The sequence below is a fragment of the Pseudomonas sp. 05N431 genome, from assembly GCF_056397005.1.
Genome location: NZ_JBFTMN010000009.1, coordinates 57,747 through 71,846, shown reverse-complemented (window position 1 = coordinate 71,846; position 14,100 = coordinate 57,747). Strand labels below are relative to the sequence as shown.

The 14,100-nt window shown below is 58.6% G+C and carries 9 protein-coding genes; 8 read left to right on the top strand and 1 reads right to left on the bottom strand.

Annotation, left to right across the window (positions count from 1 at the left end; all coding sequences use genetic code 11):
- Positions 1–11 precede the first annotated feature (11 nt).
- The 6 genes from AC1DIG_RS16805 (at position 12) to AC1DIG_RS16780 (ending at position 9,658) form a co-directional block, all read left to right on the top strand.
- On the top strand, positions 12–1,475 hold the full coding sequence (locus AC1DIG_RS16805) for a glyceraldehyde-3-phosphate dehydrogenase (protein WP_477768200.1): 1,464 nt from the start codon (positions 12–14) through the stop codon (positions 1,473–1,475).
- Between the two features lie 169 nt (positions 1,476–1,644).
- Positions 1,645–2,811, top strand: a complete 1,167-nt coding sequence (gene ampC, locus AC1DIG_RS16800; RefSeq protein ID WP_477768199.1) for a class C beta-lactamase — start codon at positions 1,645–1,647, stop codon at positions 2,809–2,811.
- 772 nt (positions 2,812–3,583) lie between these two features.
- Positions 3,584–4,795: an HlyD family secretion protein gene (locus tag AC1DIG_RS16795; protein ID WP_477768198.1), complete on the top strand. Its 1,212-nt coding sequence runs from the start codon at positions 3,584–3,586 to the stop codon at positions 4,793–4,795.
- Positions 4,792–6,057, top strand: coding sequence for a hypothetical protein (locus AC1DIG_RS16790; RefSeq protein WP_477768197.1), 1,266 nt, complete (start codon positions 4,792–4,794; stop codon positions 6,055–6,057). The genes AC1DIG_RS16795 and AC1DIG_RS16790 overlap by 4 nt, the downstream gene beginning before the upstream one ends.
- A 1-nt stretch (position 6,058) precedes the next feature.
- On the top strand, positions 6,059–8,209 hold the full coding sequence (locus AC1DIG_RS16785) for a glycosyltransferase family 2 protein (RefSeq protein WP_477768196.1): 2,151 nt from the start codon (positions 6,059–6,061) through the stop codon (positions 8,207–8,209).
- 9 nt (positions 8,210–8,218) lie between these two features.
- Positions 8,219–9,658, top strand: coding sequence for an efflux transporter outer membrane subunit (locus AC1DIG_RS16780; RefSeq protein ID WP_477768195.1), 1,440 nt, complete (start codon positions 8,219–8,221; stop codon positions 9,656–9,658).
- 121 nt (positions 9,659–9,779) lie between these two features.
- On the opposite strand, the gene tcuC is transcribed toward AC1DIG_RS16780, so the two are convergent.
- Complete coding sequence (tcuC, locus tag AC1DIG_RS16775; protein ID WP_477768194.1) at positions 9,780–11,081, bottom strand: tricarballylate/proton symporter TcuC; 1,302 nt, start codon at positions 11,079–11,081, stop codon at positions 9,780–9,782.
- Between the two features lie 413 nt (positions 11,082–11,494).
- Here tcuC and AC1DIG_RS16770 point away from each other — a divergent pair, with 413 nt between their 5' ends.
- Together AC1DIG_RS16770 and sthA are read left to right on the top strand one after the other, a co-directional pair.
- Entirely contained in the window at positions 11,495–12,475 is a 981-nt protein-coding gene (locus AC1DIG_RS16770; RefSeq protein ID WP_477768193.1) for an FAD:protein FMN transferase, read from the top strand.
- A 210-nt stretch (positions 12,476–12,685) separates the two neighbouring features.
- A complete protein-coding gene (gene sthA, locus AC1DIG_RS16765) occupies positions 12,686–14,080 on the top strand; it encodes a Si-specific NAD(P)(+) transhydrogenase (RefSeq protein ID WP_216744799.1) in 1,395 nt (464 codons plus the stop codon).
- The last annotated feature ends 20 nt before the right edge of the window (positions 14,081–14,100 follow it).

The window sequence follows — 14,100 nt, the reverse complement described above, 5'->3', positions numbered from 1 at the left end:
TCAGCCCCTACATGTGGAAGGTTCCCGTGACTCAGAAGCCCGACCAGTGTCTTGGTGAATGGATCGACCGTGAAGCACTCGCAGAAGCGATGATTCCGCTTATCGGTCAGCTTTACCGCAATAACAACGTGGTGAGCTCGATCTATGGCCGCAGCCTGATCAACCAGTCTGTCATCGCGATTCTCAAAGCTCACCGCTTTGCTCGCCATCGTCAGTCCGATGACGCCGAACTGTCCGTTCACGAAACATTCCCGCTGCTCAAAGCGATGAGCGAGCTCAAGCTCGGCGCCGCTTCGGTTGACCTGGGCAAGCTGGCGGTCAAATTCAAGGCCGAAGGCAAAGGCCGCACTGCCGAGCAGTTCGTCCGTGAAGAACTGGCTGACGTTGTAGGCCAGCAGAACGCTAGCGCACGTAAAGGCACCGACGTTGTACTGTACGGCTTCGGTCGTATCGGCCGTCTGCTGGCGCGCATCCTGATTGAAAAAACCGGTGGTGGCGACGGCCTGCGTCTGCGCGCCATCGTTGTGCGTAAAGGCGCTGAAAACGACCTGACCAAACGCGCCAGCCTGCTGCGTCGCGATTCGGTTCATGGTTCGTTCAACGGCACCATCACCATCGATGAAGCCAACAACACCATCACCGCCAACGGCAACCTGATCCAGGTTATCTACGCGAAGAGCCCGACTGAAGTGGACTACACCCAGTACGGCATCAAAGACGCCTTGCTGGTGGACAACACCGGTGTGTGGCGTGACGCCGACGGCCTGGGCCAGCACCTGGCCTGCCCGGGTATCGACCGCGTTGTTCTGACCGCGCCTGGCAAAGGCAAGCTGAAGAACATCGTTCACGGCATCAACCACGGTGAAATCACCGCTGACGACAAGATCGTTTCCGCGGCCTCTTGCACCACCAACGCCATTGTGCCGGTGCTCAAGGCTGTGAACGACAAGTTCGGCATCGTCAATGGTCACGTTGAAACAGTTCACTCGTACACCAACGACCAGAACCTGATCGACAACTTCCACAAAGGCGATCGCCGTGGTCGTAGCGCCGCGTTGAACATGGTAATCACCGAGACCGGTGCTGCGACCGCTGCTGCCAAGGCCCTGCCTGAGCTGGCCGGCAAGCTGACCGGTAACGCGATCCGTGTTCCAACACCGAACGTGTCGATGGCAATCCTCAACCTGAACCTTGAGAAAGCCGCCACCCGTGAAGAGATGAACGAGTACCTGCGCTACATGGCGCTGCACTCCGATCTGCATAAGCAAATCGACTTCGTCAACTCGCAGGAAGTGGTTTCCACCGACTTCGTTGGCTCGCGCCACGCAGGTGTTGTGGACGCTGAAGCAACCATCACCCAAGACAACCGCGTTGTTCTGTACGTTTGGTACGATAACGAATTCGGTTACAGCTGCCAGGTGGTTCGCGTGATGGAAGACATGGCCGGTGTAAACCCGCCAGCATTCCCGCGCTAAGCCTTAGCCGCACCTGAAAACGCCCCGACTTGTCGGGGCGTTTTTGTTTGTGCGGTTTGTCTGGCCGGCCAACCGCGTTGGCGAAACATTCTGTGATACATCGCTGCTGGAGCCTTCGCATCAAGGTGATAGGTTTGTCCGCGAATAAAAAGACTTGAGGGCAAATTGAATGCGTTTTATCGGAAAACCTTGCGCAGCATTGCTATTGCTGGCGGCCACCGTCTCTTTCGGTAACCTCGCCATGGCGAATGCCGAACCGTCGGCTATCGATCGCATCGTGCAAGATGCCGCTCAGAAGGTCATGCAGCAGTACAACATTCCCGGCCTGGCCATTGCGGTGACCGACAATGGCAAGCAGCAATTCTACAATTTCGGCGTGGCCTCAAAGGAAACACAGCAGAAGGTCACGAGCGACACACTGTTTGAAATCGGCTCGATCAGTAAAACCTTCACGGTCACCCTGGCGACCTACGCCGAGGTCAACGGTCAGCTTTCACTCACTGACCACCCCGGCAAGTACCTGCCCGAGCTTGCGGGTAGCGCGTTCGATAAAGCGACGCTGATCAACCTGGCGACCCATACCGCAGGCGGCTTCCCCTTGCAGGTACCTGATCAGGTACAGAACAACCAACAGCTGATGGACTACTTCAAGGCGTGGCAGCCGACGTATGCGCCGGGTGCTCAACGAACCTATGCCAACCCCAGCATCGGGGCGCTGGGCATGATTACGGCGATCAGCATGAAGATGCCGTTCGCGGTGGCGCTGGAGCAGCGACTCTTCCCGGCACTCGGTATGCCTAATAGCTTCATCAACATCCCGGCGAGCAAGCTGTCGCTCTATGCTCAGGGTTACAACAAGCAGGATGTCCCGGTCAGGTTGAATTCCGGTGTGCTGGGTGACGAGGCCTACTCGGTAAAAACCAGCTCCACGGACCTGATTCGCTTTGTCGAAGCCAATCTGGGAGTCGCGAAGGTCGAAGCAAAACTTGGGCGCGCACTGATGGAAACGCACAAGGGCTATTTCCAGGTGGGGCCGATGACTCAAGACCTGATCTGGGAGCAGTACGACTACCCGGTGCAACTGAGTGCACTGGTTGAAGGCAACGCCGACAAGATGATTTACGACAGCCATGTCGTCACGGCATTGAACCCGCCCCTGGCACCCCAGGAGGCAGTCTGGGTCAACAAGACCGGCTCGACCGGCGGATTCTCTGCTTATGCAGCCTTCGTCCCCGAGAAGAAGTTTGGCATCGTGGTGCTGGCCAACAAGAGTTACCCCAACGAGCCCCGGGTTCGTCTGGCGCATCGAATCCTGAGTGAGCTGGCAGAGAACTGAGTGGCGGCCGGTGTGAACCCGCCAGCGTTGCTGCGCTAAGCCTTGGCTGCACATGAAAACGCCCCGACTTGTCGGGGCGTTTTCATGTGCAGCGGTTCATTATAGGGAGCAATTAGACATCATCTATTAAATTGGAAGTGTTCATGCGTCGTCTGCTATGTCCGGTCGGTGTGGTGTAGTTATATCGTTTTATTCTTGATGCCTGCCCAATCAGAGCGCTGTAAATCCCGACATGTCACAGCTATAAAAATTCAATAATAAAAAAATCCTCAAATAAAATAAGCAGTTGCAATGGGCGAGTGCTGTTACTTGCTTTGCGTGGATCCAATACAGGGCGCGTTCAATAATTGACGCCATTTTATTGAATGGCTCGATGCTTGACAGCGACTAGTGCTGAAATTAGTGTCTCCCCCTGTCAGCGTCGGCATCGGCCGGGGCTGGGTGACAGCAAATAGCCTGTACTGTCGGGCAAGTATTCACGGTGACTTTTACAACTTTGGCACAACTTTGGCAGTGCTGTTTTAAAGATGGTGGCGTTTTAATGTGCGTCATGATGGCAACTAATACTCCAAAAAGACAGGGAACTTATTCCTGCTCACATCACACTGAATCTAAATAAACCGTGCTGGCTTTATTGCTGTCCGGGGAGTTGATGATCCGCTTTCGTTGATCCTGCTTAATGTGTTTCGCGGTTACGTTCTAATCGGGCATGACGGCTGCGCAGTGCTGACATATAGCCGTGTGTATTCATGGCTTATTGGGAGAATTAAACATGGCAGAAGAACGCTCAAGGTTTTTTTCATGGTCCCTGTTGCCGCGTCTGGTGGGCTTGGGTGTCCTGGTATTTATCATCTGGCTGTTGCTCTCGACGTTGCTGATGCCGCTGGTGTCGACATCGGCGACACGGGCAATTTTGAATGCACCGGTCATTCTGCTGACGACACCTATCGAGGGCGTGGTGAATTCGCTTGAGGTCAAACCCGGTTCGACCTTCGCCCAGGGCCAGAAGATTGCGGTGGTTGAAAACCCGCGGGCTAACCAGGAGACATTGTTGACCCTGCAAACCCGGCGTTTGACCCTGGAGCAGGAGCTATCATCATCGGCCAGCCAGGCTGAGCACGACCAGCAGTATTACGACGAACTGGAGAAAACCAGTCAGCGCTATCAATCGGCGTTTCATACTCGTCAGCTCTATGCACAACGTGCGCTGAAGGCCGAGAGCACTGCCGCCAGCGCGCGCTTGACGGACGCACAGGAAACCCTCGATCGCAACCTCGAGTTGTTCACTCAAGGGGCGGTCAGTGGCGCGGTCGTCGCCGCCTCGAAAGCCAAGTTGGCCTCGTTGGAGGGGGCGGCAGAGTCCGTCCGTTCACAGCTGCGAATCAATGACGGTGATGTCAATGCCGCCAATAAGCAGGTCTACCTTGACCCTGATCAGTTGCGCATGTTTGACCTCAGCGCGCAGATGACCACCCTGAAACTGAGCCTGGAAAATCAGGCCCGCAACCGCGAGACCTATCAACGCGAACTCGACAATCTCAACCACCTGATCGAAACCGAACAGAATCGGGTCAAGTTGACGGCTGGCTATGAGGTCACGGCGTATTCGTCCGGCACCGTTCAAGAGCTGTTGGCGCCCCAAGGGACGGTGGTGCAGGCCGGGTCGACCTTGCTGCGCGCCACCAACTGCCAAGAAAGCTATGTCGTTGCAGTATTTCCTGAACGCATGGCCAGCAAGATTGATCACGACAGTGTCCTGACGGTGAGAATCCATGGCCTGGACGAACCACTCAAGGCCAATGTCGTGCAGTTGTTATCCAGCACCAAGGATATTCGCCCTAACAGCTACAGCGTTCCTTTCCCGTTTGCCGAGCAGAACTCGGTGTACGTCGTCGGTACTTTTGCCGCTGACCTCACCGACAGCCAGCGCGCCATGACCTGCAATCCAGGGATGTGGGCCAGTGCCGAGGTGTCTCACTCATGAGTCCGCGCAACGTTGTGCAATGGCCGTGGCTGCCGGGCCTGATCGGGGTGATGCTGATGAGCAGCGGGGGATCTGCGCTGGCGACGCCGGCCAAGCCGCAACTGGCGGCGATGACGTGTGCAGCGCTGGATCATGCGGTGCAATCGCAAGCGGAGGGGCCGGTGTTGCTGGCCAGCTACCCGCCGCTGGATGGTCAGCCGGCGCCGATCCAGGCGTTGCGTGGGGTTGCGTTCACCTACGACAACGCTCTGGCCAGCATCGCCTTGTTTGCCTGTGGTAAAGCCGAGTCGGCGCGACGGATTGCCGATGCACTGGCTTTCGCCACGACTCATGACCCGGAATATCAGGATGGACGCTTGCGCAATGCCTACGCGGCAGGCCCGGTGGGTTCGTCGTCGATGCGCCTGCCAGGCTATTGGAGCATCGAGCGCAATGCCTGGAATCAGGACGCCTATCAGGTCAGCAGTGCCACCGGTAATCAGGCCTGGGCCGCGTTGGCGTTGTTGGAGGCGTTGCGCCAGAGCGGTGATTCCTCCTACCTGGAGGCCGCTCGCAGGGTGTTGCAGTGGTCCGGGAAAAACACTTATGACGGACAGGCTCCGGCTGGTTTCAGCGGCGGTTACTACGGGTATTTCCCCAAGCAGATCCAGCAGACCTGGAAGTCCACCGAACACAACGTCGACCTGGCGGCGGCCTGGGCTGCACTCAACACGGTTGCGCCTGACCCGGGCTCGGCGCACCAGGCGCAGATTGCCCGGCAATTCGTGTCGAGTCAGTGGGATGCGGGGGAAGGGCGCTTTCTGATTGGCACCGGGAAGGATGGTCGAACCTCGGATCGTCAGCGTTCGGGATTGGACGCACAGATCTGGCCTTTGATCGCCTTGAGTGATCCTCCTGCGGACTGGCGACGCGTCTTCACGTTTGTCGATCAGGCGCACCGCTCGGGTGCCGGGTATGGCTTCAACCGCGACCCGGACGGTTTATGGACCGAGGGCACCGCGCAAACCGCCGCCGTGGCGGGCTTGAGCGGTATGAAGGAAAAGGCGCAGCCGCTGTGGAATGTGTTGCTGGCCCAACAGGCCGGCAATGGCTGGCTGTTTGCAACACCCGCCCCGCGTATCAGCACCGGGTTGGCCATCGGCCCGGACTCAACAACCAACGACTTTTTCTATTACCACCTGCCTCACTTGGGCGCTACAGCATGGGCCGCGATCGCTGCTACCGGCATCAACCCCTTTACCGGTTTTCAAGAGGCTGACTGACATGCAGGCACTGGACACGCTGCAACTTGTGCAAATCAATTTCTGGACCGTGGTCGCGGTGATTCTGTTCGCCAGCCTGACGCACCGTGATCAATGGGCGGCACGTGCCGGTTTCGGCGCCTTGACCGCGCTGTTGTTGATCAATTACGTGGCCTGGCGGATTCGCGACACCTTGCCCGATGGACACGCAGGGTTTGCCACGGTCTGGGCTTACACGTTCCTGTTTTTCGAAATGCTGGCGATCGGCTACACGCTATTTTCGATCATCGTCCTGCTCTGTCGCTCGGATCACCACGCCAGTGCCGATGCCGGGGAACAACGCTTGCGCGCCCTGGGCCACTCGGTGCCGGCGGTGGATGTGTTCATTGCCACCTACAACGAAGGCCTCGAGATCCTGGAAAAAACCATCATCGCCGCCCAGGCGATCGACTACCCCAACGTGACTATCTGGGTGCTCGACGATACCCGCCGCGACTGGTTGCGTGACTATTGCGCCGAGGTCGGTGTGCAATACGCCCGACGTCCCGATAATTCCCACGCCAAGGCCGGTAACCTGAACAACGGCCTGCGTCTGTCGGCGGCCAGCAGCAATGCGCCGTACATACTGGTGCTCGACGCCGACTTCGCCCCGCAGCAGCCGATCCTGATGCGCACCCTGGGATTGTTCGAAGACCCCAAGGTCGGCCTGGTGCAGACGCCGCAGTTCTACTACAACCCCGATCCGATTCAGCACAACCTCGGTTCATCCAATTGCTGGGTCGATGAGCAGCGAGTGTTCTTCGACGTCTACCAGCCGGCCAAGGATGGTTGGGATACCGCGTTTTGCGTGGGCACTTCGTTTGTCGTGCGGCGTGATCTGATCACTGAAATGGGTGGCTTTCCGACGGGTTCGGTCTGCGAAGACATCTACACCAGCTTACGTCTGCAGCAAAAAGGCTACGTCACCCGCTGGTTGAATGAGCGGCTGTCGATCGGCTTGTCCGCCGAGGGGTTGACCGAGTACATCAATCAGCGTGGGCGCTGGTGCCTGGGGACGATCCAGGTCGCGCTGCTCAAAGAGGGCCCCTTGCGCGGTCGTGGCTACTCACTCAATGAACGGCTGCACTTCGTGCATGGCTTGATGCACTGGTTCTCCAAGCCATTCATCCTGATGATGCTGGTGTCGCCGGTGTTGTATTGGTATTTCGGTATTGCCGGGTTCTACGCTCATCCGGCGGATTTCATGGCCTTCGGCATGCCGGCGTTGATTGCATTCTGGGGCTACGGGACGTGGGTCACTGACCGGCGAACCTTGCCGATTTTTACCGAGGTCACCCAAATCGTCGCCTCACTGGCGGTGACGGCGACGATTATCAGCGCCATGGTCCGGCCGTTCGGGCGCCCCTTCAAGGTCACGGCAAAGGGCCTGGATCGTTCACGCACAACGGTCCACTGGAAACTGTTCGGATTCTTTTTTGCACTGACACTGTTCTCGCAAATAGGCGCTTATATCACCATCAGCAACGCGGCTGCGTTCGACGGCAATATGCTGTTCAACCTGTGCTGGACGGTGGTCGCGCTGATCTACAACCTGGCCACCCTGGTGGCGTGTGTTGACCGGCCGCGCTTGCACGGCGAAGAGCGCTTTCCTTTCGATAAACCCAGTGGATTGCGCTTCGCCGGCAAAACCCTGGCGGGCCAACTGGTGGATATTTCGCTGAGTGGCGCCTCTATTTCCTGTGCCGTTGCGTCATTGATCAAGCCCGGGCTGCGGGGGCAGGTATGGATCAATAAACTTGGCTGGCTGGATATCGAGGTCATGCGTCATCACGGCGAGGACCGTTTGGGCTTGAGGTTCGTCGACCTTGACGAAACGCTTCGGCGCCGGCTGATCGCGCGGTTGTTCAGTGACGCGCCGGTAAACGTGGTCGGCAAGGCTGAACCAGGCCTGGCTTTCGGCACCTTGTTGCGGCGTTCGTTGCTCGGCGAGAAGCGCACGGCGCCGCCTTCGTGGCGGCCGGTCAAGGCGCCGTCCTACAGCTCACTGCCTGGATTACGCCCGATCAGCCTCCGTTCGCGTCAGCAACCACTGCCGCAAATCAGCGCCACCCGCTCAGGTCTTTGGGCTTTCCTTCTCACTCCGTTACGAGCCTTGCTCGGCCAACGTTTGTAGGTGCGCCTCATGAATAGACGCTTATCCACCTCATGTTTCATGTCGCTGTTATTGCTCGGTGGTTGTTCTCTGGAACCCAAATACGAGAAACCGGAGGCGCCGATCGATCAGCAATGGCCAGCCAGTTCGGCCAGCGACTGTTGCAGCGCCAAACAGGCGTTCGACAAGGATTGGCACGGCTTCGTGCTCGATGACCGACTGCGCCAGTTGATCGACCTGGCCTTGAAGAATAATCGCAGCCTGCGTCAGTTCGAGGCGGGCGTCGAGGAGGCGAGGGCAGGGTACGCCGGTGCCGAATCCGGGTTGTTTCCCTCCATCGGACTCAACACCTACGCCGGCCGCAGCAAGTTTCCGTCACAGGTCAGGACGCAGGGAGGTGGCGTGAGTTCAGGCAGCACGTCCAACACCTTTCAGGCCAGCGGTGGCTTCACGTCTTACGAGTTGGACCTGTTCGGGCGCATCCGCAGTCAGCGAAACGCCGCAGGCGCACGCTTCGAGGCGACCGAGGCGGACTATCAGACAGCTCGCCTGGCGTTGATCGGTGAAGTGGCCAGCACCTGGCTTAGCCTCAAGGCCAATCAGAATCTGCTCGATCTCGCACAAAACACCTACAAGTCCCAGGACCACTACGGTGAGTTGTTGCGCAAGAGCTACAACATGGGTTCCAGTGCTCAAATCGATGTTCACCAGGCGGATGCGCAGACCAACACGGCGGCGGTTCAGATCAACACGTACCGCATGCAGGTGGCGCAGAACATGAATGCGCTGCAGGTGTTGGTCGGGCAGTCGGTGCCGGTTGGGTTGTTGCCCACTGGCGTTCTGGGTGAGCAGTTGGCAACCGCCGATGTGCCCGCCGGGTTGCCGTCGTCACTGATTGCGCGGCGGCCCGACATCATGGCGGCCGAAGCCTTGTTGCGAGCTACCAATGCGGACATCGGCGCAGCCCGCAGCGCGTACTTCCCGACCTTTTCGCTGACCTCGGCGGTAGGCGGTCTGACCGGTGATTTTTCGCGATTGTTGAGTGCGCCGGCCGAGTTCTGGTCGGTGGCTCTGGCGGGGTCGTTGACCCTGATCGACGGCGGTGCGCGAAAGGCGCAGGTGGACGCCAGCCATGCACGGTTCAACGGGCAGACGGCGGCGTATGAAGCCACGGTGCAGAACGCTTTCCGCGAAGCCGCCAATGCCCTTAACGCCCGTCAGGAGATGCTCACCCAGGTCGACTATCAGAAGCGTCTGGTGGCGGATTATCAAGCAGCCTACCGACAATCCCGATTGCGCTTCGAGGCGGGGATGGACAGCTATTTTTCGACGATGGACGCGCAGCGTTCGTTATTCGACGCGCAGCAGAAGCTGACGCAAATGGAGCTGGCGCGGGAGATCAATCAGGTGGACTTGTACAAGGCGCTGGGCGGGGGGTGGAGTCAGTCGGTGAAAATGGCGAATCGATGATGTGGGATGTTTGTGCTGGCCTCATCGTGAGCAAGCTCGCTCCCACATTGGAATCGCGGTGGGATCACGATTGTGTGAACGCCACCGAACCTGTGGGAGCGGGCTTGCCCGCGAAGACGACTTAGCGGGCGCCGCCGACTACAGCCGCCTGCGCAGTCCGCAACTCATGCCGGTTGCCACGGAACAGCACCAGCGTTGCGATCAGGCCAAGCACCGCAGCGCCGCTCAACCAGATACCCGGTGCTGCCTTGTTGTCCAGCACATGGATCAGGTAGGTACAGGCCGCCGGAGTGAAGCCGCCAAAGGTCGCGGTCGCCAGGCTGTAGGCCAGGGAGAAACCGGTGGTACGGACTTCAATCGGCATGATTTCGGTCAGGGCCACCACCATGGCGCCGTTGTACGAGCCATAGAGGAACGACAACCACAACTCGACGATCAGCAGATGGCTGAAGCTCGGGTTGGCGACCAGCCAGGACAGTGCCGGGTAAGCCGTCAGGATCGCCAGAATGGTCGCCGCCAGCAGCAGTGGTTTACGACCGATCTTGTCGGACAGCGCACCCATTACCGGCAGCCAGAAGAAGTTCGACAGGCCGATGCATACGGTGACCAGCAACGCGTCGAAGTCCGATAGGTGCAGTTCGGCTTTGCCGAATGTCGGGGTGTAGGCGGTGATCAGGTAGAACGACACGGTAGTCATGACCACCAGCGCCATGCCGGCCAGTACGATACCGAAGTTCTGACCAATGGAGCGGACGATTTCCTGCAGGGAAGGGCGATGTTTACGCGCCTGGAACTCAGGGGTTTCTTCCAGCGAGCGACGAATAATGAAAATCGCCGGAACGATCATGCAGCCGACCAGGAACGGTACGCGCCAGCCCCAATCGCCCATTTGCTCGGGGCTCAGCCAGTGGTTGAGGCCTACGCCCAGCAAACCGGCAAACACTACCGCTGCTTGTTGGCTGGCGGACTGCCAGCTGACAAAAAAGCCCTTGCGGCCAGGCGTCGAGATTTCTGCCAGGTAAACCGACACACCGCCCAGCTCCACGCCGGCCGAGAAGCCTTGCAGCAAGCGACCGAGCAGCACGATCAGGGGCGCGGCGACGCCAAGGGTTGCATAACCCGGCACACAGGCAATCAACACGGTGCCGGCAGCCATCAGCGCGAGGGTAATGATCAGGCCTTGGCGACGGCCGTGACGGTCGATGTAGGCGCCAAGAAAGATTGCACCCAGTGGGCGCATCAGGAAGCCGGCACCGAAGGTGGCCAGTGACAACATCAGGGAAGCGAAAGCGCTGTCTGCAGGGAAGAAGGTTTTTGCGATGGCCGTGGCGTAGAAGCCATAGACCATGAAGTCGAACATCTCTAGGAAGTTGCCGCTGACAACGCGAAAAATCGCTTTGCCTTTGCCCGTAGTCGAGGCCATTTGATCTTACTCACTTTGGCTGTCTTGTTAGAAATCCCTGGTCTTGAAACATCCTTACTGACGGGTCTGGTCTGCGCCGGTGCCTCGAACAGTTTTGTAACGATATGTGTAAGAGGAACGGTAGGCAACCAATAGTTAGCGTGCTGCTTAAACGTTATAGCCATTAGCCAGGCCAATTCCCGGACGCGAGTGAATTTAAAAACAGTGAAATGAGCGATGCCGATCAAATGTGGGAGCGGGCTTGCTCGCGAAGAGGGCGCCGCGGTCCACCAGGGGACCGCGTCATCGTTCTTCGCGAGCAAGCCCGCTCCCACACTTCTATCGCATAATGGCTGGCCTTGGCGTTCTGTCAGGGAGTTCATTGGGGGGCGTGGGATTTGTTGAACAGGAAGCTGGGCGGTCTCATTGTGCTGATGGGTGCTCTGTCAGGCTGCGGTAGCGGCGATTCCATGGAGAGCTTTGGCGGCCCGACCATGGGCAGCACGTATTCGATCAAATACATCCGCCATTCGGGGACGCCCGGGCCGGTCGAGGTGCAGAAGCAGGTCGAGTTGATTCTGGCCGAGATCGACCGGCAGCTGTCGACCTACCGCAGTGACTCCGACATCGAGCGATTCAATGGTTTGCCGGCCAATAGCTGTCAGCCAATGCCGGCGCCGGTCTTGCAATTGGTCAAGGTTGGCGAGCAACTGTCAGAGACCAGCGATGGATCCTACGACCTGACAGTGGAGCCGCTGCTGAACCTTTGGGGGTTCGGCCCACAATCGCGCGATGAAAAAGTCCCAAGCGCCGAAGCCTTGGCTTTGGCCCGACAACGCGTCGGTTATGCGCATCTGCGGATTGAAGGCGATCAGCTATGCAAAGACGCGCCGGTCGAGGTTGACTTCGGCAGCATTGGCGCCGGGTATGCCATCGACAGGATTGCTGCGAAATTGCAGGAAATGGGTATCGACAGTTTCATCGCCGATGCCACGGGCGAGCTCAAGGCTGTCGGCAAGAAACTCGACGGTACTCCCTGGAAGATTGCGCTGGAGGAGCCGCGCGATGACCAGCAGGTTGTCGAGCGGGTGATCACGCTGGATGGCAACGGCGTTTCGACCTCAGGCGACTATCGCAATTATTTCATGCAGGATGGCCGGCGCTATTCCCACACGTTCGATGCCCGAACCGGCGCACCGATTACCCATACCCTGGCGTCCGTCACGGTGATTCATCCTTCGACGCTGATGGCCGATGGCTTATCGACGCTGTTGCTGATTCTCGGCCCCGAGCGCGGTTGGGACTACGCCGAAAAGCATGACATCGGTGCATTTTTTGTGATTCGAACCGATACAGGCTTTGTCACGCGAACCAGTCAGGCTTTTGATCGCCTGAGCGCCGAAAAAGCCAAGTAAATATGCTGTCATGAACACTCATTGTTGGCGTTGTAGTGCAGGCAAAACTAGCCTACGACGCGACCAAGGGTTAATGTGCGCGGCGTTGACGCTTCTATAGACTGTGTCCGGGTTCTCGACTGACCCCAAATTGTTCCTTCATGCCGCAAGGCCGGCATGATTTAGCCGCAGGTGCCAACGGGGTGCCGCGGCCTGTTCTGAGGAGTACGCATGGCTGTCTACAACTACGACGTGGTGGTGTTGGGTTCCGGCCCGGCGGGAGAAGGCGCGGCAATGAACGCCGCCAAAGCAGGGCGCAAAGTGGCGATGGTCGATAGTCGTCGCCAGGTCGGCGGCAACTGCACCCACCTTGGCACTATCCCGTCCAAGGCCTTGCGTCACTCGGTCCGGCAGATCATGCAGTTCAACACCAACCCGATGTTCCGGGCCATTGGTGAGCCGCGCTGGTTCTCGTTCCCGGACGTACTGAAAAGCGCCGAAAAAGTCATTTCCAAACAAGTCGCCTCGCGTACCGGTTACTACGCGCGCAATCGGGTCGACGTGTTCTTCGGCACCGGCAGCTTCGCTGACGAGCAGACCATCGAAGTGGTCTGCGCCAACGGCGTGGTCGAAAAACTGGTGGCCAAGCACATCATCATCGCCACCGGCTCGCGTCCGTATCGCCCGGCCGACATCGATTTCCATCACCCGCGTATCTACGATAGCGACACCATCCTCAGCCTCGGCCACACCCCGCGCAAACTCATCGTTTACGGCGCCGGCGTGATTGGTTGCGAATACGCCTCGATCTTCAGTGGTCTGGGCGTGCTCGTCGAGCTGGTGGATAACCGCGGTCAGTTGCTGAGCTTCCTCGACTCGGAAATCTCTCAGGCACTGAGCTACCACTTCAGTAACAACAACATCACTGTGCGCCACAACGAAGATTACGATCGCGTTGAAGGCGTGGACAACGGGGTGATCCTGCACCTCAAGTCCGGCAAGAAGATCAAGGCCGACGCCTTGCTTTGGTGCAACGGCCGTACCGGTAATACCGACGCGTTGGGCCTGGAAAACATCGGCGTGAAGGTCAACAGCCGTGGCCAGATCGAAGTTGACCAGAATTATCGCACCTGCATCCAGAACATCTACGGCGCAGGCGACGTGATTGGCTGGCCGAGCCTGGCCAGTGCCGCCCACGACCAGGGTCGTTCGGCCGCTGGCAGCATCGTCGATAACAACAGCTGGCGTTTCGTCAACGACGTACCGACCGGGATCTACACCATTCCGGAGATCAGCTCGATCGGCAAGAACGAGCAAGAGCTGACCCAGGCCAAAGTGCCATACGAAGTCGGCAAGGCGTTCTTCAAGAGCATGGCGCGTGCGCAGATCGCCGGTGAGCCGCAAGGCATGCTGAAGATCCTGTTCCACCGCGAGACGCTGGAAGTGCTCGGCGTGCACTGCTTCGGTTACCAGGCATCGGAAATCGTCCACATCGGTCAGGCGATCATGAACCAGCCGGGTGAACAGAACACCTTGAAGTACTTCGTCAACACCACGTTCAACTACCCGACCATGGCCGAAGCCTATCGGGTAGCGGCCTACGATGGCCTCAACCGGCTTTTTTGAGCGGCTCCGGCCGGTGGCCT

What these genes read in the sequence shown, in the direction of transcription:
- ampC (WP_477768199.1), top strand. Translation starts at nt 1,645, where the DNA reads ATGCGTTTTATCGGAAAACCTTGCGCAGCATTGCTATTGCTGGCGGCC.
- AC1DIG_RS16780 (WP_477768195.1), top strand. Translation starts at nt 8,219, where the DNA reads ATGAATAGACGCTTATCCACCTCATGTTTCATGTCGCTGTTATTGCTC.
- AC1DIG_RS16805 (WP_477768200.1), top strand. Translation starts at nt 12, where the DNA reads ATGTGGAAGGTTCCCGTGACTCAGAAGCCCGACCAGTGTCTTGGTGAA.
- AC1DIG_RS16785 (WP_477768196.1), top strand. Translation starts at nt 6,059, where the DNA reads ATGCAGGCACTGGACACGCTGCAACTTGTGCAAATCAATTTCTGGACC.
- AC1DIG_RS16795 (WP_477768198.1), top strand. Translation starts at nt 3,584, where the DNA reads ATGGCAGAAGAACGCTCAAGGTTTTTTTCATGGTCCCTGTTGCCGCGT.
- AC1DIG_RS16790 (WP_477768197.1), top strand. Translation starts at nt 4,792, where the DNA reads ATGAGTCCGCGCAACGTTGTGCAATGGCCGTGGCTGCCGGGCCTGATC.
- sthA (WP_216744799.1), top strand. Translation starts at nt 12,686, where the DNA reads ATGGCTGTCTACAACTACGACGTGGTGGTGTTGGGTTCCGGCCCGGCG.
- tcuC (WP_477768194.1), bottom strand. Translation starts at nt 11,081, where the DNA reads ATGGCCTCGACTACGGGCAAAGGCAAAGCGATTTTTCGCGTTGTCAGC.
- AC1DIG_RS16770 (WP_477768193.1), top strand. Translation starts at nt 11,495, where the DNA reads ATGGGTGCTCTGTCAGGCTGCGGTAGCGGCGATTCCATGGAGAGCTTT.